This window comes from Mesocryomonas lacus, from assembly GCF_055730105.2.
Genome location: NZ_JBUZWF020000004.1, coordinates 326629 through 347606 on the forward strand (window position 1 = coordinate 326629; position 20978 = coordinate 347606).

At 65.6% G+C, this 20978-nt stretch carries 19 protein-coding genes; 9 read left to right on the forward strand and 10 right to left on the reverse strand.

Annotation, left to right across the window (positions count from 1 at the left end; genetic code table 11):
• The first annotated feature begins 105 nt into the window (after window positions 1–105).
• Together glmS and ACZLZQ_RS15740 are read left to right on the forward strand one after the other, a co-directional pair.
• Window positions 106–1932, forward strand: a complete 1827-nt coding sequence (gene glmS, locus ACZLZQ_RS15735) for a glutamine--fructose-6-phosphate transaminase (isomerizing) (RefSeq protein ID WP_472950178.1) — start codon at window positions 106–108, stop codon at window positions 1930–1932.
• A gap of 149 nt (window positions 1933–2081) precedes the next feature.
• Window positions 2082–2744 (forward strand): DUF502 domain-containing protein, encoded by a 663-nt coding sequence (locus ACZLZQ_RS15740; protein ID WP_472950179.1) that lies wholly within the window; start codon window positions 2082–2084, stop codon window positions 2742–2744.
• Between the two features lie 233 nt (window positions 2745–2977).
• Here the strand turns inward: ACZLZQ_RS15740 and recG are convergent, their stop codons facing one another.
• Window positions 2978–5086 (reverse strand): ATP-dependent DNA helicase RecG, encoded by a 2109-nt coding sequence (gene recG / locus ACZLZQ_RS15745; RefSeq protein ID WP_472950180.1) that lies wholly within the window; start codon window positions 5084–5086, stop codon window positions 2978–2980.
• 87 nt (window positions 5087–5173) lie between these two features.
• Here recG and ACZLZQ_RS15750 point away from each other — a divergent pair, with 87 nt between their 5' ends.
• The 3 genes from ACZLZQ_RS15750 to ACZLZQ_RS15760 all read left to right on the forward strand — a co-directional run bounded on the left by ACZLZQ_RS15750 (window position 5174) and on the right by ACZLZQ_RS15760 (window position 9711).
• Entirely contained in the window at window positions 5174–5500 is a 327-nt protein-coding gene (locus ACZLZQ_RS15750) for an FAD assembly factor SdhE (protein WP_472937774.1), read from the forward strand.
• Window positions 5501–5637: 137 nt separating this feature from the next.
• Window positions 5638–9006, forward strand: coding sequence for a transcription-repair coupling factor (mfd, locus tag ACZLZQ_RS15755; protein ID WP_472950404.1), 3369 nt, complete (start codon window positions 5638–5640; stop codon window positions 9004–9006).
• Between the two features lie 81 nt (window positions 9007–9087).
• Entirely contained in the window at window positions 9088–9711 is a 624-nt protein-coding gene (locus ACZLZQ_RS15760; protein WP_472950181.1) for a hypothetical protein, read from the forward strand.
• Between the two features lie 15 nt (window positions 9712–9726).
• On the opposite strand, the gene ACZLZQ_RS15765 is transcribed toward ACZLZQ_RS15760, so the two are convergent.
• A complete protein-coding gene (locus ACZLZQ_RS15765; RefSeq protein WP_472950182.1) occupies window positions 9727–11568 on the reverse strand; it encodes an extracellular solute-binding protein in 1842 nt (613 codons plus the stop codon).
• Window positions 11569–11831: 263 nt separating this feature from the next.
• Here ACZLZQ_RS15765 and ACZLZQ_RS15770 point away from each other — a divergent pair, with 263 nt between their 5' ends.
• Window positions 11832–12428 (forward strand): invasion associated locus B family protein, encoded by a 597-nt coding sequence (locus tag ACZLZQ_RS15770; RefSeq protein ID WP_472933561.1) that lies wholly within the window; start codon window positions 11832–11834, stop codon window positions 12426–12428.
• Between the two features lie 72 nt (window positions 12429–12500).
• On the opposite strand, the gene hspQ is transcribed toward ACZLZQ_RS15770, so the two are convergent.
• Window positions 12501–12824: a heat shock protein HspQ gene (gene hspQ / locus ACZLZQ_RS15775; protein WP_472950183.1), complete on the reverse strand. Its 324-nt coding sequence runs from the start codon at window positions 12822–12824 to the stop codon at window positions 12501–12503.
• A gap of 169 nt (window positions 12825–12993) precedes the next feature.
• Here hspQ and ACZLZQ_RS15780 point away from each other — a divergent pair, with 169 nt between their 5' ends.
• Window positions 12994–13959, forward strand: a complete 966-nt coding sequence (locus tag ACZLZQ_RS15780) for an AEC family transporter (RefSeq protein WP_472950184.1) — start codon at window positions 12994–12996, stop codon at window positions 13957–13959.
• Here the strand turns inward: ACZLZQ_RS15780 and ACZLZQ_RS15785 are convergent.
• Window positions 13921–15135, reverse strand: a complete 1215-nt coding sequence (locus tag ACZLZQ_RS15785) for a UbiH/UbiF family hydroxylase (RefSeq protein ID WP_472950405.1) — start codon at window positions 15133–15135, stop codon at window positions 13921–13923. The genes ACZLZQ_RS15780 and ACZLZQ_RS15785 overlap by 39 nt on opposite strands.
• A 155-nt stretch (window positions 15136–15290) precedes the next feature.
• Between ACZLZQ_RS15785 and pcsA the strand changes: the two genes are divergently transcribed.
• Window positions 15291–16013 carry a phosphatidylcholine synthase gene (pcsA, locus tag ACZLZQ_RS15790; RefSeq protein ID WP_472933428.1) on the forward strand — a complete coding sequence of 241 codons (723 nt, stop codon included), beginning with the start codon at window positions 15291–15293 and terminating at the stop codon, window positions 16011–16013.
• Window positions 16014–16040: 27 nt separating this feature from the next.
• A complete protein-coding gene (locus ACZLZQ_RS15795) occupies window positions 16041–17015 on the forward strand; it encodes a quinone oxidoreductase family protein (protein ID WP_472950185.1) in 975 nt (324 codons plus the stop codon).
• 89 nt (window positions 17016–17104) lie between these two features.
• On the opposite strand, the gene ACZLZQ_RS15800 is transcribed toward ACZLZQ_RS15795, so the two are convergent.
• The 6 genes from ACZLZQ_RS15800 to ACZLZQ_RS15825 all read right to left on the reverse strand — a co-directional run bounded on the left by ACZLZQ_RS15800 (window position 17105) and on the right by ACZLZQ_RS15825 (window position 20843).
• Entirely contained in the window at window positions 17105–17260 is a 156-nt protein-coding gene (locus ACZLZQ_RS15800; protein ID WP_472933426.1) for a DUF1127 domain-containing protein, read from the reverse strand.
• Between the two features lie 141 nt (window positions 17261–17401).
• Window positions 17402–19072, reverse strand: coding sequence for a pilus assembly protein TadG-related protein (locus ACZLZQ_RS15805; protein ID WP_472950186.1), 1671 nt, complete (start codon window positions 19070–19072; stop codon window positions 17402–17404).
• Entirely contained in the window at window positions 19069–19542 is a 474-nt protein-coding gene (locus ACZLZQ_RS15810; protein WP_472950187.1) for a TadE/TadG family type IV pilus assembly protein, read from the reverse strand. The genes ACZLZQ_RS15805 and ACZLZQ_RS15810 overlap by 4 nt, the downstream gene beginning before the upstream one ends.
• Before the next feature lie 374 nt (window positions 19543–19916).
• Window positions 19917–20153 carry a hypothetical protein gene (locus ACZLZQ_RS15815; protein ID WP_472950188.1) on the reverse strand — a complete coding sequence of 79 codons (237 nt, stop codon included), beginning with the start codon at window positions 20151–20153 and terminating at the stop codon, window positions 19917–19919.
• Between the two features lie 109 nt (window positions 20154–20262).
• Entirely contained in the window at window positions 20263–20562 is a 300-nt protein-coding gene (locus ACZLZQ_RS15820; RefSeq protein ID WP_472950189.1) for a YkgJ family cysteine cluster protein, read from the reverse strand.
• Between the two features lie 89 nt (window positions 20563–20651).
• Entirely contained in the window at window positions 20652–20843 is a 192-nt protein-coding gene (locus ACZLZQ_RS15825; protein ID WP_472933420.1) for a hypothetical protein, read from the reverse strand.
• Window positions 20844–20978: the final 135 nt, after the last annotated feature.

Consider the following 20978-nt stretch of genomic DNA (forward strand, 5'->3'; position numbering starts at 1 on the left):
GCCGGCGGCAATCAAACTTGTGTCGACGGCGGCGGGGCGGAACCGCTACCTCCGGTGCCAGCGGCTTTCGGCCGCAACCATTTTGCTCTTCAGGAGATGCGCTGCATGTGTGGCATCATCGGTATCGTCAGCCGTCAGCCCGTGGCCGGGCGCCTCGTCGACTCGCTGAAGCGGCTGGAATACCGCGGCTATGATTCCGCGGGCATCGCGACGCTTTCCGCCGACGGGCTCGACCGGCGGCGCGCCGAGGGCAAGCTCGCCAACCTCGAAGCGCACCTCAGGCAGAACCCGCTCGCTGGCACGATCGGCATCGGCCACACCCGCTGGGCGACGCACGGCGCTCCGACCGTGCGCAACGCCCACCCGCATGCGACGAAGACACTCGCCGTCGTCCACAACGGCATCATCGAGAATTTCCGCGAGCTGCGCGCCGATCTGGAAGCCGACGGCTACGTCTTCGAGAGCGAGACCGACACCGAGACGGTCGCCATTCTCGTCACCCGCGCCATGGATCGTGGGGCCGCCCCGCGCGAGGCCGTGAAAGCCTCGCTGCTGCAGCTGGAAGGCGCCTTCGCGCTGGCCTTCATCTTCACCGGCGAGGAGAGCCTCCTCATCGGCGCCCGCCGCGGCTCGCCGCTCGCCGTCGGCGTCGGCGAGGGCGAGATGTTCCTTGGCTCGGACGCGATCGCGCTGTCGCCCTTCACGGACAGCGTGCGCTATCTCGAGGATGGCGACTTCGTCGTGCTCGACCATGGCGGCGCCGAGATCTTCGACGTCGATGGCACGGCCGTAACGCGCCCGATCCGCCGCTCGGTCGGCAAGGCCTTCTACGTCGACAAGGGCAATCACCGCCACTTCATGCAGAAGGAGATCTACGAGCAGCCGGAGGTCATCGGCCACACGCTCGGCGCCTTCGTCGACATGACCACCGGCCGCACCCGCATCCCGGGCAGCCAGGCGCTCGATTTCGCAAATGTCCAACGCATGGCGATCTCGGCCTGCGGCACCGGCTATCTCGCCGGCCTCACCGGCCGCTATTATTTCGAGCGGCACGCCCGCATCGCCTGCGACATCGACGTCGCCTCGGAGTTCCGCTACCGCGAGAGCCCGCTCGGCGACGTCGACCTCGCGCTCTTCGTCTCGCAGTCCGGCGAGACCGCGGATACCCTGGCATCGCTGCGCTACGCCAAGCAGATGGGGCTGAAGACGGCAGCGGTCGTCAACGTTCAGGAATCCACCATCGCCCGCGAATCCGACATCGTCCTGCCGACGCTCGCGGGCCCCGAGATCGGCGTCGCCTCGACGAAGGCCTTCACCTGCCAGCTGATGGCGATGGCCGCTCTGTCGATCCGCGCCGGCGTCGACCGCGGTGTCATCTCGCCGGACGAGGAACTGGCGATGACCCGGGCGCTCGCCGAGGCGCCGCGCCTTGTGAACGAGGCGTTCAAGCTGGAGAGCCAGATCGAGGCGATCGCCCGCGAACTGTCGACGCACAAGCACGCGCTCTATCTCGGTCGCGGCTTCAGCTATCCGCTGGCGCTGGAGGGAGCGCTGAAACTTAAGGAAATCAGCTACATCCACGCGGAAGGTTATGCAGCGGGCGAACTGAAGCACGGGCCCATCGCGTTGGTCGACGAGACCATGCCGGTCATCGTCATCGCGCCACATGACCGCGCCTTCGAGAAGACTGTCTCGAACATGCAGGAGGTCGCCGCGCGCGGCGGGCGCATCATCCTCATCACCGACGAGAAGGGCGCTGCGGCTGGCGCCATGCCGTCGGCCGAGGTGATCGTCCTTCCCGACATGCCGGAAATCCTGACGCCGATCGTCTACGCCGTTCCCTTGCAGATGCTCGCCTACCACACGGCAGTGCACATGGGCACGGACGTCGATCAGCCCCGGAACCTCGCCAAATCCGTCACAGTTGAGTAGAGAACGCGGCACCTTCGCTGCGTTGCAAAAAACTCTCGGCCGTCGCGCCGTCAGCGTCGAAGCCGAGGTTTTGCCATGCTAGGCTTGGCGACGGCCGGCGATCGGCGCGACCGGTTCGCGGCGATCGCCCGCGAACGATGGAACCGATGATGACCCGCATCCGCAACTACTTCCTCACCGGGTTCATCATCTGCGCCCCGCTGGCGATCACCGCTTGGCTGACCTGGTCCTTCGTTCGCTGGGTCGATGGCTGGGTGAAACCCTACATCCCCGGCCGCTACAACCCCGACAACTACCTCGTCTTCAGCGTTCCGGGCTTCGGCCTCGTCGTCGCGCTGGTCTTGATCACCCTCGTCGGCTTCCTCACCGCCAGCTTCGTCGGCAAGACGATCGTCGGCTGGGGCGAGCGCCTGCTCGGCCGCACGCCGCTGGTGCGCACGCTCTACACCGCGTTGAAGCAGATCTTCGAGACGGTGTTCGCCAACCATTCCTCCTCGTTCAAGACGGCGGCGCTGATCGAATATCCCCGCCGCGGCATCTGGTCGATTGTGCTCATCGCCACCGAAGCGCGCGGCGAGATCGCCTCGACCCTTGCCCCCGACGGCAAGGAGATGCTCGCCGTTTTCCTGCCGCCGACGCCCAATCCCACCTCCGGCTTCCTCCTTTACGTGCCGCGCGAGGACGTGAGAATCCTCGACATGAAGGTCGAAGACGCGATGAAGCTCGTCATCTCCGCGGGCATTGTCGGGCCGGACAGCGAGCGGCCGTTGACGCAAGGCGAGGCGGCGAGACTGGCAGCGGCGAAGGCGTAGGGAGCGGCGTTGTAAGCACCCGCGTGGTCCAGAGGGCGCGACGCCGCAGCCGCCTTCTTCTGCCCCCGGGGAGAAGGTCGCGGCAGCGGGATGAGGGGAGCGCCGACGGGAAAGGCCGATGTCGACTCGCGTGGTCGATCATTCGTCGTCGGCGCTCCCCCCTCATTGGCCTGCCGGCCACTTCTCCCCAGAGGGGCGAAGAAGGCAGCGGCGCCGTCGCATCTCCTCCGAAGCTACCCCGCCCGCAGCAGCCTGATCGCGTCATCGCGCCCGAACAGGTAGAGCAGCGTGCGCAACGCTTCGCCGCGCGGCGTCTCGAGGCCGGGGTCGCGCGTGAGGACCAACCGCGCATCGTCGCGGGCGGTCTCCAGGAGGTCGGCATGCACCTCCATGCGGGCGACGCGGAAGCCCGGCAGGCCTGATTGCTTGGTGCCGAGGAGGTCGCCTTCGCCGCGCAGCTTCAGGTCTTCCTCGGCGATGCGAAAACCGTCCTCGGTCTCGCGCATCACGGCAAGCCGCGCCTTGGCCACTTCGCCGAGCGGCGCGCGGTACAGCAGCACGCAGGCAGACGCCTTGGATCCCCGGCCGACGCGGCCGCGCAGCTGGTGCAGCTGCGACAGCCCGAAGCGCTCGGCATGCTCGATGACGATGATCGAGGCGTCCGGCACGTCGACGCCGACCTCGATCACGGTGGTGGCGACGATCAGCCGAGTCTCGCCGGCCTTGAAGGCCGCCATCGCCGCGTCCTTCTCCTCGCCGTTCATCCGGCCGTGGACGAGGCCGACCTTGTCGCCGAACACCTGCTGAAGCTGGGCATGCCGCTCCTCGGCCGCCATCAGGTCGCTTTTCTCGGACTCTTCCACCAGCGGGCAGACCCAGTAGATCTTGTCGCCCTCCGCGATCGCCTTGCCGGCGCGCTCGACGATCTCGTTCAGCCTGTCCATCGGCACGGCGACGGTGGCGATAGGCTTGCGCCCGGCCGGCTTTCCCTCCAGGCGCGAGACGTCCATGTCGCCGAAGGCGGCGAGCACCAGCGTGCGCGGGATCGGGGTCGCCGTCATCACCAAGAGATCGGGCGCCTCGCCCTTGCTGGTGAGGCTGAGACGCTGGTGCACGCCGAAGCGGTGCTGCTCGTCGACCACCACGAGGCCGAGGTCGTGGTAGACCACCTTCTCCTGGAACAGCGCATGGGTGCCGACGACGATGTCGCAGCGGCCCTCGGCGATATCGGCAAGCTTCTCCGTCCGGGTGCGGCCGGTGTCGCGTCCGGTGAGCAGCACCATCTTCAGCCCCGCCGCCTTACAATAGGGCTGCAGGCCCATGGCGTGCTGGCGGGCGAGGATTTCGGTCGGCGCAAGGAAGGCCGACTGCGCGCCGGCCTCGGTCGCCGCCGCCATCGCCATCAGCGCCACCACGGTCTTGCCGGAGCCGACATCGCCTTGCAGCAGCCGCAGCATGCGGTCGTGCTCGCCCATGTCGGACCAGATCTCGTCGATCGCTTTGCGCTGACCGGATGTCAGCGTGAACGGCAAGGCGGTGAGCACCTTGTCGCTGCGGCTGCCGTCGCCGCGCATGGGACGCCCTTCCGCCTTCTTGATCTTCTGCCGCGACAGCGCCAGCGCCAGCTGGCCGGCGAGGAACTCGTCATAGGCGAGCCGTCGCCAGGCCGCACCCAGTGGATCGAGATCGAGCGCGTCGGCGGGATGATGCACCCGCTTCAGCGAATCCGCGAAAGGCTTGAACGAATGCTTCGACACGACCGTCGGCTCGATCCACTCGGCCAGCACCGGCAGTTCCTCGAGCCCCGCGGCAATCGACTTCTGCAGCACCTTGGCCGACAGTCCGGCGGTCAGCGGATAGACCGGTTCGACCAGCGGCAGGTTCTCGGCGTCGGCGATCCGGCAGACGAAGTCGGGATGCACCATGGACGGACGACCGTTGAACCAGTCGACCTTGCCCGACACCAGCATGGTCTCGCCGACCGGCAGGAGGTTCTCCATCCAGTTGGACTGGCCGCGGAAATAGGTGAGGGCGATCTCGCCGGTCTCGTCCGTCGCAAACACCCGGTAAGGCATCGAGCGGGCGTCGCGCGGCGGCGCTAGGTGCCGGTCGATCCGCACCGTCAGGGTGACAATCACGCCCTCCGGGGCAGTCGCGATCTCGCCGCGCTGGCGCCGGTCGACGAGGCCGCTCGGCAGGTGGAACAGGAGGTCGCGTACCCTCAGCGCCACGTCCGATCCGGAGGCGAGCAGCAGCGTCTTCAGCATGCCGGCGACTTTCGGCCCGACGCCGTCGAGGGTGGTAACCGGAGCGAAGAGGGGATCGAGCAAGGACGGGCGCATGGCAGCGAGGTTTATAGGGTCCGGCGGCGCTGACAAGCCGCCTGCTGCGCTATATACGGAGCACATTCTGTGAACACCGAGAACACCATGACAGGCACCAGCCGCTCCTCGATCGATCTCGACATCCGCCGCCGCAAGGCGCTGTTCCGCTCGTGGCACCGTGGCACGCGGGAGATGGACCTGGTGCTGGGCCGTTTCGCGGACGCCGAGATCGACCGCCTCGACGAGACCGAGATGGACGATTTCGAGGTGCTGATGGAAGCGATCGACCGCGACTTGTTCCAGTGGCTCACCGGCGAACAGCCGGTCCCGGCGAACTACGACACCGGCATCTTCCGGCGCATCAAGGCGTTCTACGAGATCCCAGTAGAGGACAGGCCGGGCGTCGACGGCCCGCGGACCCGCTCGCTGTGAAGGCCGAGGACCGCCTGAAGAAGGCGCTGAAGGGCCGCGACGGCCTGTCGATCGGCAATGTCATCGACGGCTACGAGCCGTTCCTCCTTGCCGAGATCGCCCGCGAGCGGGCCGGCAAGGCGCCGCTCGTTTTCGTCATGCGCAACGGCAACCGGATGGGTGAGCTGGAGGACGCGCTGCGCTTCGTCGCGCCCGACCTGCCGATCCTGTCGCTGCCGGCCTGGGACTGCCTGCCCTATGACCGCGTCGGCCCGTCCAGCGAGGCTGCCGCCATGCGCCTCTCGGCGATGACCGCGCTCGGCAACCTGCGCAAGGAGCCGCACCGCGCTCTGGTGCTGACCACCGCCAACGCGCTGCTGCAGAAGATGCCGCCGGCGCAGATCCTGGCGGACGAAACGATCTCGGCCCGCGCCAGCGGCCGCATCTCGATGGACCACATCGTCCGGGTCCTGCAGCGCGGCGGCTTCGAGCGGGTCGCGACCGTGCGCGAGCGTGGCGAGTTCGCCGTGCGCGGCGGCATTCTCGACCTCTTCGCGCCCGGCGACGACGAGCCGATCCGCCTCGATTTCTTCGGCGACACGCTGGAATCCATCCGCGCCTTCGATCCCGCCACCCAGCGCACCACCGCCCAGCGCAAGAGCTTCGAGCTCGCGCCGGTCAGCGAGGTGACGCTGAAGGACGAGACGATCAGCCGCTTCCGCACGAGCTATCTCAAGCGCTTCGGCGCGCCGTCGCGCAATGACGGCCTCTATGCCGCGATCAGTGAGGGCCGCCGCTTTTCCGGCATGGAGCACTGGCTGCCGCTGTTCTACGAGAAGCTCGACACGCTGTTCGACTACACCGCCGGCTTCCCGATGGTGCTCGATCACCTCGTGCTGGAGGCGATCGGCGAGCGTCGCACGACGATCCAGGATCATTACGAGAGCCGCCGCCGCGGGGCGGGCGAGGGGACGGCGGACGCCGTGCCGTACCACCCCGTCGAGCCCGATGATCTCTACCTCTCCGAAGACGAGCTGATGGGCGGCATCGCCAGCGCCGATCCCATCCGCCTGTCCTCCTATGCGCTGAGCGACGCGACCGGCCGGACCATCGTCAACCTCGACATCACGCGCGGCCGCAACTTTGCCGCCGAGCGGGCGGCCGGCGACGTCAACGTCTTCGAGCGGGCCGTCGAGCACATCTCAAACCTCAGGGCCTCTGGCAAGAAGGTGATCCTCGCCGCCTGGAGCGAGGGCTCGCGCGAGCGCCTGGTGCAGGTCGTCGAGGAGCAAGGCCTCGGCGGGCTGAAATTCGTCGAGACCTACGTCAAGGCGCTGGAGATCCCGAAGAACCTCGTCGCCTCGGCCGTGCTCGGCATCGAGGCCGGCTTCGAGACGGACCGCATCGCCGTTATCGGCGAGCAGGACATCCTCGGCGACCGGCTGGTCCGCCGCGCCCGGCGCAAGAAGCGCGGCGCCGACTTCATCGCCGAGGTCTCCGGCCTCGACGAGGGCGACATCGTCGTCCATGTCGACCACGGCATAGGCCGCTTCGTCGGCCTGCGCTCGATCGAGGCCGCCGGCGCGCCGCACGACTGTCTGGAGATCATGTATGCCGGCGCCGACCGGCTGTTCCTCCCCGTGGAGAACATCGAGCTCCTGTCGCGTTATGGCGGCGAGGGCTCGGAGGGCGTGCTCGACAAGCTCGGCGGGGGCGCCTGGCAGGCGCGCAAGGCCAAGCTCAAGAAGCGGCTGCTCGACATGGCGGGCGGCCTTATCCGCATCGCCGCCGAACGCCAGACCCGCGGCGCGCCCAAGCTCCTGCCGCCGGACGGGCTCTGGGGCGAGTTCGCCGCGCGCTTCCCCTACGAGGAGACAGAGGATCAGCAGAGCGCCATCGACGCCGTCGCCGACGATCTGGCCGCCGGACGCCCGATGGACCGGCTGATCTGCGGCGACGTCGGTTTCGGCAAGACCGAGGTGGCGCTGCGCGCCGCCTTCATCGCCGCGATGAACGGGCTTCAGGTCGCCGTCGTCGTGCCGACGACGCTGCTCGCTCGCCAGCATTTCAAGACCTTCTCCGAGCGCTTCCACGGCCTCCCGCTGAACATCGGTCAGGCCTCGCGTCTCGTCACCGCCAAGGATCTCGCGACCACCAAGAAGGGGTTGATCGAGGGCACGCTCGACATCGTCGTCGGCACGCACGCTTTGCTCGGCAAGGCCGTCACCTTCAAGAACCTCGGCCTCCTCATCATCGACGAGGAGCAGCACTTCGGCGTCAAGCACAAGGAGCGGCTGAAGGAGCTGAAGAGCGACGTCCACGTGCTGACGCTCTCTGCGACGCCGATCCCGCGCACTCTCCAGCTAGCCCTCACCGGCGTGCGCGAGCTGTCGCTGATCACCACCGCCCCGGTCGACCGCATGGCGGTGCGCACCTTCATCACGCCGTTCGACCCGCTGGTGGTGCGCGAGACGCTGCTGCGCGAGCGATACCGCGGCGGCCAGAGCTTCTACGTCGCGCCAAGGCTGTCGGATCTGCGGGGTATCCACGACTTCCTGTCGGAGCAGGTGCCGGAGCTGAAGGTCGCCATCGCCCATGGGCAGATGGGCGCCGGCGAGCTCGAGGACATCATGAACGCCTTCTACGAGGGCCAGTACGACGTGTTGCTGTCGACGACGATCGTCGAGTCAGGCCTCGATATTCCCTCGGCGAATACAATGATTGTACACAGGGCCGACATGTTCGGTCTCGCCCAGCTCTACCAGTTGCGCGGCCGCGTCGGCCGCTCCAAGGTCAGGGCCTACGCGCTGATGACCATTCCGGCCAACAAGACGCCGACGGCCCAGGCCGACCGGCGCCTGAAGGTTCTACAATCATTGGATACACTGGGCGCCGGCTTCCAGCTGGCCAGCCACGACCTCGACCAGCGCGGCGCCGGCAACCTCCTCGGCGACGAGCAGAGCGGCCACGTCAAGGAGGTCGGTTTCGAGCTCTACCAGCAGATGCTGGAAGAGGCGGTCGCCGAGATGAAGGGCGAGCCGGACGCGGGCGACGGCCAGTGGTCGCCGCAGATCACGCTCGGCACCGCGGTGATGATCCCAGAAGGCTACGTGCCCGATCTGCAGCTCCGCATGAGCCTCTATCGCCGCCTTGCCGACCTCGCCGACGCCCGCGAGATCGACGCTTTCGGAGCCGAGATGATCGACCGTTTTGGCCCCTTGCCGGACGAGGTGGAGCATCTTCTGAAGGTGGTGTTCATCAAGTCGCTCTGCCGCCGCGCCAACATCGCCAAGCTCGATGCCGGACCAAAAGGCCTTGTCATCCAGTTCCGCGACAAGAGCTTCTCCAATCCGGGGGCCTTGGTGCGCTACATCGGCGAGCAGGGATCGGCCGCGAAGATCCGGCCGGACCAGTCGATCGTCCTCATCCGCGACTGGCCGACGCCCGACAAGCGCCTTAACGGCGCCGCCACCATCGCCACGCAGCTGGCGCGGTTTGCAGACGAAGCGCAGAAGAAGGCGGCCTAGAGAGATCAGAAGGTATGAAAATGTTTTGCAACAGGGGCTTGAGCTAGTTTGTTGAACTGATTTGGTAGCAGAGGGGGGCGCATGAAGACGCCAAAATCGGTCCAGTCGCTGACGGATTTTGGTCGCGCGCGGCTGTCCCAATCGTTCTTCATGCGCGACTTTCTCTTCTCCGAGATCGCCGCCCTGCACGGGATCAGCAACGTGCCGGACGACCCGGATCTCGCCATCGCGGCCGGCACGCGTCTCTGCGAGGACGTGCTGGAGCCGCTGCAGGATCAGTTTGGCCGGCTGGCCATCCGGTCCTCGTTCCGGTCAGCGGACATCAACGAACTCGGCTGCCGCCTCCAGGCTGCCGGGAGGCCGGGATACAACTGCTCGGCCAATCCTAAGAATTTCGCTGGCCACATCTGGGACCGGCGCGATGCCGAGGGCTGCATGGGCGCTACCGCCTGTATCGTCGTTCCCCGCTTCTGGGACCGGTTCCAGGCGGAAGGCGACTGGCAAAAGCTCGCCTGGTGGATCCACGACCATCTGCCGTATTCGACGATGGAGTTCTTCCCGAGATATTGGGCGTTCAACCTCGGCTGGCACGAGCGGCCGGTCCGCCGGATCGACAGCTACGTCGCCCCGAGAGGCTGCCTGACCAAGCCGGGCATGCCGAACTTCGCCGGCAGCCATGCCGACGCATGGCAGGCGATCGTCTAGCGACCGAGACGTTTCCTACTTGCCCGGTTCGCGCCAGAAGCTCGGGAGGTAGTATCCGGTCAGCGGCGTCACGGCGGGATGCTGGATGAAGGCCCAGCGGCCAAGCCACTGCTCGGCGACGTAGAACAGCGGCACCACATATTGTCCGGAGATCAGCACCCGGTCGTAGGCCCGGACAGCGGCGACGAACTCTTCCCGGGTTCGCGCCTTGGTCATCGCCTCGATCAGCGCGTCGATGGCGGGATCGGCGGTGCCGGCGAAATTGAACGAGCCATTGGCATCGCGCGACGCCGATCCCCAGCGCTGACGTTGCTCGGCGCCCGGCGACAGCGACGAGGTGAACGAGGAGATCAGGACGTCGTAGTCAAAACGCTGCTTGCGCAGCTGGTACTGGGCGTCGTCGACGAGGCGCATGTCGGCCTCGACGCCGATCCGCGAGAGGGTTCGGGCATAGCCTTGCGCGATCCGCCCCTGGTCGGCGTTCTGGACCAGGATCTCGAAGGTGAGCGGCTTGCCGGCCTTGTCCACCATCCGCCCGCCGGCGAAGGTGAAGCCAGCCACCTTCAGCGCATCGACGGCCTGCTTCAGCAGCTTGCGGTCGCTGCCGGAGGCATCGCTGACCGCGGGCCGCCAGGTGCCGGCCATGACCTCGGGCGTCACGGCCTGCGGGAACGGCGCCAGAAGCGCTTTCTCGAGGCCACTGGCGGGATGCCCGACGCTCGACAGTTCCGAGTTCTCGAAGAAGCTCGTCGTTCGGCGATAGGCGCCGTAATAGAGGTTGGCGTTCGCCCATTCGAAGTCGAACAACAGGCCGAGGGCGGCCCGCACCGCTCGGTCCTCGAACAGCGGACGGCGGGTGTTGAAGAAGAAGCCGTAGGTGCCCGCCGGCTTGCCGTTGACGAATTCGTCGCGCTTCACCCGCCCATCACGCACGGCCGGGAAGTCGTATGCCGTGCGCCAGTGCAGCGGGCTGCCTTCCGGGAAGACGTAGAAAAGACCCTTCTGGAAGGCCTCGAACTGCGCGTTCGCGTCGCGGAAATACTCGATGACCACCTGGTCATAATTGTCGATCCCGCGCTTGATCGGCAGGTCCTTGGCCCAATAGTCGGGATTGCGCCGGTAGGAGATGCGCTGGCCGGGCTCGACCCTCTCGATCACATAGGGGCCCGAACCGATCACCGGCTTCAGCGTCGTCTGCTCGAACGTGGCGCGGTCGAAACCGTGCGCCGGCAGCACAGGCAGGCCGGCCAGCAGCAGCGGCAGTTCGCGGTCGGCCTTCTCGTTGAAGGTGAAGCGCACGCCGCGCTCGCCGACCTTCTCGATCTTCGCCACGCGCTGGAGCCAGGCCGTGTACTGCGGCCGGACGACGCCGATCTGCTGCATCATCTCCGTGGTGAAAAGGACGTCCTCGACCGTGACCGGGGTGCCGTCGGAGAACTTCGCCTTCGGGTTCAAGGTGAACTCGACGAAGGTGCGGGCGTCGTCCGTCTCGACGCTCTCCGCCAGCAGCCCGTAGAGCGTGAACGGCTCGTCGGGCGAACGCTGCATCAGCGGCTCGAAGACGAAGTTGCCGTATTCCTGGTCGGCCCAGATGCCGCGGGCCGTCGTGGTCGAGCCGCGCACGATGATCGGGTTGAGGTTGTCGAAGGTGCCGAAGACTCCGTAGCGCATCACGCCGCCTTTCGGCGCGTCGGCGTTGACGAAGGGCAGATGGGTGAAACCGGCCGCCAGCGCTGGCTCGCCTTGCATCGCGATCCCGTGGCGGGGCTCGGCGAGGGCGGGCAATGCAGCCACCGTCGAGAGCAAAAGGATCAGCAGTGCTTTCGCGGCAGCCGGCGCAAGCGTCCGAAAGGGCATGATGGGCAATCTCTCCGGCAGGGTTGGCGGATTCTTATCCGCTCCGGTCTGATTTGCCTATCGGCGGAATGGGATTCCTCGCCGAAGCCCTTTCGGCAAGGGTCTTTAAACGGCCTCATTTGCGCACGAGCAGCAACCCGGTTAAGGGAAGCCTTACGCCGAATGATCGACGCCGAGAGGATGCAAGGCCCGTGAAGAACCGTTTGCTGAATGTCACTGTCAACGCGCTGGCCGCAGGTGTGATCGGCATCACCACGCTGGGCATGATGGCCGGCTCCGCCGCGGCGCAGGCCGCCCCGGCTGCCCCCGCCGCCGGCAAGCCGGTCGAGACGCAGTGGTTCAAGGTCTGCTCCAAGCAAGGCGAAAACGACATCTGCAACACGCAGTTCACGCTCGTTGCCGATACCCGCCAGCTGGTCACCGCCATCAACCTGATCGACGTCAAGGGCAAGGTCACCCAGCGCGTGCTGCAGGCGGTCGTGCCGACCGGCCGCGTCATTCCGGCGGGCGTCCAGCTGCAGATCGACAAGGCCGCGCCGCAGGCGATGGGCTATTCCGTCTGCTTCCCCGACCGCTGCATCGCCGAGGCCCAACTCACCGATGCGGTCATCGCCTCGCTGAAGAAGGGCACGACGCTGACCGTCACCTCGGTCAATTTCCAGCGCCAGCCGAACCCGATCAAGATCACTCTGTCGGGCTTCTCAAAGGCCTATGATGGCGCACCGGTCGCCCAGCCCGAGCTCGCCCAGCGCCAGCAGGAGCTGAACGACGCGCTGAAGAAGCAGGCCGATGCCCGCCGCAAGAAGTTCGAGGACGCCCAGTCCGCCGCCAAGACCGGCGGTGCCGCTCCGGCGCAGTAAGCCGCAGGCCAGAATGCAAAACGGCGGCCTCGGGCCGCCGTTTTCGTCTGCTGGATCTGGTTCGGCGCCGGCTCAGTTGCGGTGGTTGCCGCGGATCCTGTAGGCGCCGTCCACTTGCCCGTCGAACACCTCGGCCACCTGCGGATGGCGCACCGGATCGCCGGTCTCGTCCGGGACGAGGTTCTGCTCCGAAACATAGGCAACGTATTCGGTTTCGGCGTTCTCGGCGAACAGGTGGTAGAAGGGCTGGTTCTTGCGCGGGCGAACCTCTTCCGGGATCGCTTGGTACCATTCCTCGGTGTTGTCGAACTCCGGGTCGACGTCGAAGATCACGCCACGGAACGGAAACACCCGATGGCGCACGACCTGGCCGATGAAAAAGCGGGCTGTCTGCATGGCGGCTTTCCTGGAAGTCTCTCAGAACCATTGAAGCGGTGCGACCAGGGGCTGGTCCGCGCCGCGTTGGCGACAGGATGCCGGATAATCATGAACGGGACCATCATGCAAATCCGGAGGACCGCCCGGGGCGGTCCCTCAACCGGCCTCCGGCCGAGCTGATCCGCCCATGCTCGCCATTATCGGGCTGATCTTTCCGTTTTTCGCGCTGATCGGGCTAGGCTTCGGTACCGGACGCATCGTTAAGCGCCCGCTCGAGGGGCTGGCCTGGCTCAACGTCTTCATCGTCTATCTCGCGCTGCCGGCGCTTTTCTTCCAGCTTCTGTCGAAAACGCCGGTCGAACAGCTCGCCAATCCCGGCTTCGTCGGCGCGACGACGCTCGCGACCTTCGTGACGTTTCTGGCCGTGTTCGCCACCGGCTATCTCAGAACCCGCGGCGACATTCCGGCCTCGACGATCCAGGGACTTGCCGGCGCCTACGGCAATATCGGCTATATGGCACCGGGGCTCGCGCTCGTGGCTTTCGGCCCCGCCGCAACCGTCCCGGTGGCGCTGGTGTTCTGCTTCGACAACACCTTGCACTTCGTGATGGCGCCGCTGTGCATGGCGCTCGGCGGCGACTCCGACCGTCCCGCGCGCGCGGTCGTCCTCGATGTCCTGACGAAGATTTTCACCCACCCCTTCATCATCGCGACGCTGGTTGGCGTTGGCGGCGCCATCCTCGGCGTCTCGCTGCCGGGGCCTCTCGACCGCCTGCTGTCGCTTCTGGCGGGGGCAGCGGCGCCCTGCGCGCTGTTCGCGATGGGCGTCACGCTGGCGCTGCGGCCGCTGAGGCGCGTGCCGCCCGAGCTCGGCTACATCCTGCCGGCCAAGCTGATCCTGCACCCGCTGCTGGTCTACGCGCTGCTCGCACTGGCCGGCGAAAGCGATCCTGTCTGGGTGAACACGGCGATGTTGCTGGCCTGCCTGCCGACCGCGACGAACGTCTTCGTCATCGCACAGCAATACGGCATCTGGACCGAACGCGCCTCGGCGGCCATTCTGGCAACGACGGTTGCCTCCGTTCTGACCGTGACCCTCGCGCTCTATGCGATCTCAACCGGTTGGTTTCCCGCCAATCCCTTCGGTTACTGATCTCGGCATCCCGAACAGGCCGGCGCCTGGTGAGACTCCCTCGCGCATCAAGAAACGCCGCAACAACGGAACTGCCGCCATGGCCGACAGGCCGAGCGTCCGAGCCGCCTGCGCCGGAAGATATCCGGCCAGCAAAGACCGGTTGAGAAGATCCACGCCGAAGGTGCGCGACGCCACGTCTCCCCGGCGCGCTGCGGCATAGCGGGCTAGTGCGCCGGCGGCGCCGGGATCATCGCGGCTGCCGGAGGCCGCGGTGACGATGGCGGCGGCATCGCGTAGGCCGAGGTTCAAGCCTTGCGCGCCGATCGGCGGGAACACATGCGCAGCCTCGCCCACCAGCGCGACCCGCTTGGCGGTCATCTGAAGCGCCGTCGCGCCGCTCAGTGGGAAACGCTGGGCCGAGCCGTCCACGGTAACCGCGCCGAGGATCGAATGCAGACGCGTCTCGATCATCTTCTGCAGTCGCTCTGGCTTCAGGTCGACGATGAGATCGGCGGCGTCAGGCGTCTCCACCCAGACGAGAGAGGACATCCGGCCGGGCAGGGGCACCTGCGTGAACGGGCCGGTCGCGGTATGGAACTCCGTGGAAATCCCCGTATGCGGGCGCTCGTGCGAAAAGTTGAGAACGATGGCGCTCTGCGGATAGGACCAGTCGCGCAAGGCGATGCCGGCCTGCTCGCGGACCATGGATTTCCGGCCATCGGCGCCGATGACGAGGCAAGCGACGACCGTCGTTCCGTCGTCGAGCGTCAGGGTCGCGCGGTCGTCGCCCGCCTCAAGCCGGCGCGCGCCGCCATCCACCAGCGTCAGCCGGTCCGCCAGTTCCTCTGCGCGGGCATGCAGGATCGCCAAGAGATCGGCGTTGAGGATGTTGTAGCCGAAGGCGTCGAGACCGATCTCTGCGGCCTCGAAGGTCAGCGTCGGCGCGCGCAGCAACCTGCCGGTATCGTCGATGATGCGCATCGTCGACATCGGCTCGCCCTTCGCGCGGACCGCATCGAGCACGCCGAGCCGCTCAAGGAAGGCGATCGACGGACCGATCAGCGCGGTCGAGCGACCATCGGGGCGCGACGGGGTCGGGGCGACGAGCACCGTGTCGATGCCCTCGGCGGCAAGGCCAATGGCCGTCGCATAGCCCGCCAGTCCGCCACCCACCACGGCAATATCGCGTTTCAGCTGCGTCAACTGTCCGTCTTTCCTGTTGCCGGGGCAGAAAACCGAGTGCCTGTCCGCCGCGTGAGCCTTGGATTCTAGAGATACGGACGATAGAGCTTATAGCAATGGGGGGAGGCGTACGCACTGGACCCTGCGACGATGGGTTTCAGGTCAGCATGGCGGCACCGGTATCAAAGTTCGAGGAGTGGCGCGGCTTTGCCGTCCACCTGCTGACGGCGAGCGGCGCCTTCTGGGCCTTTCTCTCGATCATCGCCGCGGCGGACCATCGCTGGGTGGCGATGTTCGGGTGGCTGGGGCTCGCGCTGTTCGTCGATGCGATCGACGGCCCGATGGCCCGTAAGGTCGAGATCCAGCGCGTGCTGCCGAACTGGTCCGGCGAGGTGCTCGACCAGATCATCGACTATGCGACCTACGTTATCATTCCCGCCTTCGCCCTCTATGAATCAGGCATGATCGGCGGCCTCCTGTCCTTCCTGGCAGCAGCGATGATCGTGATCTCGAGCGCGATCTACTACGCCGACACGCGGATGAAGACGACGGACTACTTCTTCCGCGGCTTTCCCGTCGCCTGGAACATGGTGGTCTTCACCTTCTTCGCGATCCAGCCGAACGAGATCACCGCCTTCGCCTTCGTCGCCTTCTGCTCGGTCGCGACCTTCCTGCCGATCAAGTTCCTGCACCCCGTCCGGGTCAAGCGCTTGCGGCCGCTGAATCTTGCCGTCTGCGCCGCCTGGGCCGGCTTCGGCTTGGCCGCGCTGTATCAGAACTTCGACCTGTCGCCCTTCGTCAAGTTCGGCGTGGTGGCGACCGGGATCTACCTCTTCTCGATCGGTGCCGTGCTGCAGGTCGTCGACATGGTCCGTCGCAGCAACCCCTGACGTTACCCGCAGACAAGGGAATATCGCATGAGCAAGGCAATGGTCGTTCGCGCCGTCGGCGGTCCCGAGGTCATGTCCTGGGAGGACCGAGACCTTGGTGCGCCCGGTCCCGGCCAGATCCTGGTGAGACAGGCGGCAGCGGGCGTCAACTTCATCGACGTCTATTTCCGGACCGGCCTCTACAAGGCTCCGTCCATGCCCTTCGTGCCGGGCAAGGAAGGCGCTGGCATGGTCGTGGCGGTCGGCGAAGGGGTGACCCGTTTCGCCCCGGGCGATCGCGTGGCGTATAATGATGCCGCCGGCAGCTATGCCGAGGAAGTGCTGGTGAAGGCCGACTCCGCGGTGACCTTGCCGGACGCGATCGACTTCGAGACGGCCGCGGCAGTGATGCTGAAAGGCATGACGGCCGAGTACCTTCTGCGCCGGACCTTCGAGGTCGGCCCCGGCACGGTGATGCTCTTCCACGCGGCAGCCGGCGGTGTCGGCCTGATCGCCGGGCAATGGGCGAGACATCTCGGCGCAACGGTGATCGGCACGGCAGGCTCGGCCGAGAAATGCGCGCTGGCGCTGGAGCACGGCTACCACCACGTGATCAACTACCGCGAGGAGGATTTTGTCGCGCGTGTGCTCGAGCTGACGGAAGGCGCCAAATGCGACGTCGTCTACGACTCGGTCGGCAAGGACACGTTTCCCGCGAGCCTCGATTGCATCAAGCGGCAAGGGCTGTGGGTGACGTTCGGTCAGTCCTCCGGCAAGCTGCCGGATGTCGACATGGCGCTTTTGAACCAGAAGGGATCGCTGTTTGCGACCCGGCCGAGCCTCTTCGGCTACACCGCGACCCGCGCAGAACTAGAACAGTCGTCCGCGGCGCTTTTCGAGGTCATCGCTTCCGGTGCCGTGAAGGTGCGGATCGACCAGACATATGCGCTTAAAGATGCCGCAGCGGCCCACCGTGCGCTCGAGGCGCGCACCACGACCGGCGCCACTGTGCTGACGATCTGAACGCTTCCACATCGGCTCTGCACCAGAAACCAAAAAACCCGCCGGTTCAAAACGAACGGCGGGTTTGCGGCGTTCAAGGGACTGAAGTTCTAGAGCTGAAGGCGACCGCGACGCACCACGAGATCGATGTCCTGGCTGGCGATGCCGATGTCGGACAGTTCGTGGCGGTCCATGCGGGCGAGGTGGCTGACGGCGATCCGGCGTTCGCGGTAGCTGCGAATGCGGTTGGCGAGAGAGGCGAACATGAGAATTCCAATGGGCTATTGCTTCTAGCCCTAGGTATGCGCTGAGACTGCCTACCGTTAGTGCACTTCGTGCACACTTGTTATGCACGCAGTGCATCTCATGTTCACACGTTTTTAACCAAACGCGGACAGCGTTGCGCCTTACCCGACGATCCTCGGTGTGTCGCAGACCACGGCGTCCACCCGCACATCGAGTTCGCCGATGCTGATGCCGGCGGTCGCCAGCGCCGACTTGATGAGGTTGTCCAACGGCATCGTCAGGCCCGCCAACAGGTCGCTGACCGAGGAGAGGAGCGGCGAAACCGGCAGGCCAATTAGGCCGACATTGACTGTGATGTTGGCCTCCTTCATCAGGGTCGACACCAGGCTGCTGGCGATCGTGTCGGTCTTGGCCGTCTTGACCGTGCCGTTTCCGATTTCAGATCCCTTGAAGACCAGAACTCTCGGTACGGTCTGTTGGATCGAGGCATAGCTGTCCCCCTTTACAGAGACGAGGGTCACCTGAACCAGCTCCGCCGGAGACAACCGGTCATGGGTGTTGGCCGCGCTCAGCGGGCCCGAGAACTGCCCGAGCGCGAGCTTGGCGACCCCCGGCATGGCCTGGACAGTCACTTGGCGCTGCGCCGGGTCGCTGGAGCATTTGACGTCGGTCACCTTCGCCGTCCCGCCGGCGATCACGAGTTCGATCGGAACGTTCAGACTGATATTGACGAGATCGAGATAGCCTGGCGTCTTCACCTCGGCCCGCATCCGAAACTGGTCGGTCTGGATTTCCGCCGAGGTCTGGCCGATCGAGGCAGACTGAGCATTCTGACTGGCCTCGCCAACCATCATCTTGACGGTGGCACTGGGAAGGCCAGGAAACGTCAGGCCGGTCGAAATGGTATTGCCGATCGTGTCCGAGCCGATCGCTGCATTCAGCATGCCGAGAACGCCGATGTTGGCATCCAGCGCCTTGTTCGGATAGTCCAGGGCCAGCTTCTGGAAGTCTTGGTCGAGCTTCAGGAATTCATCGAGCGCGACGTCGATGTTCGAAGCGCCGATCTGCTGCGAGGCCTTTCGCAGAACCGATCCGCCGACGAGGTCTCCCGTGCCGTCGAGACACGTCGACAGGATCTGCAGGAGGCGCGTCAGCTTGATCGGCCTGGAGACGACATCCCTGACCAGCGTCCCGGAAATCTGACGCCCTAGCCCATCGACCGCCAGCGCCTTCAGGAGCGTCCCGAGGTTGGGCTTAGACTGGACGAGACCCTTGTAGTCCGTCGTCGACAGCTTGAGATCGAGGCCGGTCATCGGCTTGAGAAAGGCGTTCAGCATCAGCGGGTCGGTGGCGGCGAGACGGCTGCCGGCGGCGATCGTGACGATCGGGATCACCGCGGCTTCCGAACGCGCGGAGAGATCGAGGTCCTTGATGTTGAAGATGCGGCCGAAATAGACGGGCGCCTTGATCTTGGCATCAACCCGAACGGCATTTCCGGCGGGGTTCGCGACAAAACGGTTGTCGCGATCGAGCGTCGTGCCGACGTAAGTGCCGATGGTGAGCACAAAGGTCGCATCCTTGTTGCCTGAGGCATCAAGCATGGCGCGGGCAACCTGGCTCGCGCTTTCGGGTCGGCTGGCGGCGGCTAGCGCTGCCGAATCGGCTGCCGTCTGCAGCGAACGGCGCTGGAGGTAAGCTAGGCCCATGTCGGTGGCGAAAGCGCCGGCCCCGAGCAGCACGGGGATCGTCACCGCGAAAAGCAGCGCGACAGAGGCCGAGCGATCTTTTTGGAAAGCGCTAAGGAGTTTGGCACGCGGGGCTGGCTGGGTCATGGAATGAACACCGTCGCGGAGCGGAGGATGGTCGTTGGGGGGGCCACGATATTGGTGAGGATCGTCGGCGGCTGGGGCAGGTAGGTGATGTCGTAGGAGACACTCACCATCAGCGTCGTACCGTCCTCGACCGTCTGATAGGTCAGACGCGCTGGGACGATCAGCGGATAGTTGCCGGCGGTATTGGTGATCCAGCGACCGACAAGTTCGTTGCGTTCGACCGCGTTCTTGCCGACCATGGCATAGCGCCCGGTATCGGCGGATATCTGCTGCAGGGAATTGGCGATGCCAAGGTAGACGCCGTAAAACAGGATGACCAGCATCATCAGGCAGATGACCGGGGCGATAATGGCGAACTCGACGGCGTTGCTGCCACGCCGATCTAACCAGAACGAATCCCGGGCTGCACGGCGATCCGCTGCTTTGCCCTCCATCTTTTCCGGACCCGCGACGACCATTTTCCCCGCCATGATTAGCTTACTAACTACTCGACTATTACACGTTTAGGGCGAGGAGTCGTTACGGCATGCTCGGGCGGTTCGAGTACCAAATTATATGGTTTAGAGATGGTTTAGCCCACAGACAGACGTTCATGCCCCGTTGTGATCTCGTCAGGATTCCAAACGTTTACGGCGAGGAAACTCCAGTTCATCGCGGTTTGACGCGATGAAGCTGAGTCGAGTTCCCCAGCACATGCCTTGCTGCCGGCAGAGCCATTTCTCAGTCGGGAAATCTGGGAAAGAATTCGCTGACTGGCGCGCTTGCATCCGGAAATACAGGGCTTTCGGCGCCAGGCGTGCCCCTCGATCCTGCAACCATCAGCCGCAAGCCGGCTGCGAAACTGCTAGTCCCAGTCGATATGGTGCAGGTCTTCCGCACCTTCGTAGTCCTGATCCTGCTCGTATTCCCAGCCGTCAGCCGTCCGCCGGCGCCAGTTCTGGCCTCGACCGACGCGACTCCAGCTTCCATCGCGCAACAGGACGGCGTTACCGGGATTCCACTTGTGCCAGCCACCCAGACGGGCGGCGTTGGGCTTCCCATTGATCCAACCGACCAGCGATTGCTTGACCTTGTCTAGCATGGCCGTCCGCGCACACTGCGTATGTTGCACTGCAAAAAGGCAGAATTTTTCATGCCTTTTTGTCGAGCAGGCTCTCGATTATGTCAAGCGAAGGCGGAATCTATGGCGGTCAGGCGAAGCCGAAGGCGCGGCGCGCCATCAGACAATCGTCGTCGCCGGGCATGCAGGCGCGGCAGACGTCCGGTCGGATCGGGTAGATCGTGCAGGCGGTCGCGGTTCCCACAACACCGCCCAGCGCCGAGCAGCGGACACCGTCGCAGCGCATGCCGCTGAGGTCGGCAGCGACCAGCGCTTCGGGGATCTGATCCAGCTGCCAGTCCTCTTCGAGCGAAAAGCGCGGCCAGTCCGCCGAAAACGAACAGCAGGCACCGCAGCTTTGGCAGTCGAGAAGGGTATCGGAAGAGGTCATGCCCTTGCTTAGCGCTCGGCGGACAAGCCTTCCAGCAGAAAGGCAAGGGACTGAAGACCGACGGCGAGCCGTGCAGCCCGCAGCGGTCCTCAAGCTTCCGGCGGCGCGAGCGGGTTGGTCAGGCCGAGATGGTGGCGCAGCTGATCTGCTGTTCCGGAGAAGGTCGCGCCGCGCTGCTCGGCCCGAAAGCACTTCCAGAGTCCCGTCTTCTTGTCGCGTTTCCAGCCCTTCGTCGCCACGGCCGCTTCCGCGGCGGCCTCGGCTTTGGTCTTGAATGCCATTCCCTGTCCTCCAAACGTCGCGCGGACGGCCCGCCTTTGCCGCGAGCCTCGAACGGCGGGTTCCCGGCCTCTTCAAAGACCGAACACCGATCCCGCTGCTTCGCACGTCACTATCATGAGAGCCAGCGCTTGGAT

What these genes read in the sequence shown, in the direction of transcription:
- glmS (WP_472950178.1), top strand. Translation starts at nt 106, where the DNA reads ATGTGTGGCATCATCGGTATCGTCAGCCGTCAGCCCGTGGCCGGGCGC.
- ACZLZQ_RS15740 (WP_472950179.1), top strand. Translation starts at nt 2,082, where the DNA reads ATGACCCGCATCCGCAACTACTTCCTCACCGGGTTCATCATCTGCGCC.
- recG (WP_472950180.1), bottom strand. Translation starts at nt 5,086, where the DNA reads ATGCGCCCGTCCTTGCTCGATCCCCTCTTCGCTCCGGTTACCACCCTC.
- ACZLZQ_RS15750 (WP_472937774.1), top strand. Translation starts at nt 5,174, where the DNA reads ATGACAGGCACCAGCCGCTCCTCGATCGATCTCGACATCCGCCGCCGC.
- mfd (WP_472950404.1), top strand. Translation starts at nt 5,638, where the DNA reads ATGCGCAACGGCAACCGGATGGGTGAGCTGGAGGACGCGCTGCGCTTC.
- ACZLZQ_RS15760 (WP_472950181.1), top strand. Translation starts at nt 9,088, where the DNA reads ATGAAGACGCCAAAATCGGTCCAGTCGCTGACGGATTTTGGTCGCGCG.
- ACZLZQ_RS15765 (WP_472950182.1), bottom strand. Translation starts at nt 11,568, where the DNA reads ATGCCCTTTCGGACGCTTGCGCCGGCTGCCGCGAAAGCACTGCTGATC.
- ACZLZQ_RS15770 (WP_472933561.1), top strand. Translation starts at nt 11,832, where the DNA reads ATGATGGCCGGCTCCGCCGCGGCGCAGGCCGCCCCGGCTGCCCCCGCC.
- hspQ (WP_472950183.1), bottom strand. Translation starts at nt 12,824, where the DNA reads ATGCAGACAGCCCGCTTTTTCATCGGCCAGGTCGTGCGCCATCGGGTG.
- ACZLZQ_RS15780 (WP_472950184.1), top strand. Translation starts at nt 12,994, where the DNA reads ATGCTCGCCATTATCGGGCTGATCTTTCCGTTTTTCGCGCTGATCGGG.
- pcsA (WP_472933428.1), top strand. Translation starts at nt 15,291, where the DNA reads ATGGCGGCACCGGTATCAAAGTTCGAGGAGTGGCGCGGCTTTGCCGTC.
- ACZLZQ_RS15795 (WP_472950185.1), top strand. Translation starts at nt 16,041, where the DNA reads ATGAGCAAGGCAATGGTCGTTCGCGCCGTCGGCGGTCCCGAGGTCATG.
- ACZLZQ_RS15800 (WP_472933426.1), bottom strand. Translation starts at nt 17,260, where the DNA reads ATGTTCGCCTCTCTCGCCAACCGCATTCGCAGCTACCGCGAACGCCGG.
- ACZLZQ_RS15805 (WP_472950186.1), bottom strand. Translation starts at nt 19,072, where the DNA reads ATGACCCAGCCAGCCCCGCGTGCCAAACTCCTTAGCGCTTTCCAAAAA.
- ACZLZQ_RS15810 (WP_472950187.1), bottom strand. Translation starts at nt 19,542, where the DNA reads ATGGCGGGGAAAATGGTCGTCGCGGGTCCGGAAAAGATGGAGGGCAAA.
- ACZLZQ_RS15815 (WP_472950188.1), bottom strand. Translation starts at nt 20,153, where the DNA reads ATGCTAGACAAGGTCAAGCAATCGCTGGTCGGTTGGATCAATGGGAAG.
- ACZLZQ_RS15820 (WP_472950189.1), bottom strand. Translation starts at nt 20,562, where the DNA reads ATGACCTCTTCCGATACCCTTCTCGACTGCCAAAGCTGCGGTGCCTGC.
- ACZLZQ_RS15825 (WP_472933420.1), bottom strand. Translation starts at nt 20,843, where the DNA reads ATGGCATTCAAGACCAAAGCCGAGGCCGCCGCGGAAGCGGCCGTGGCG.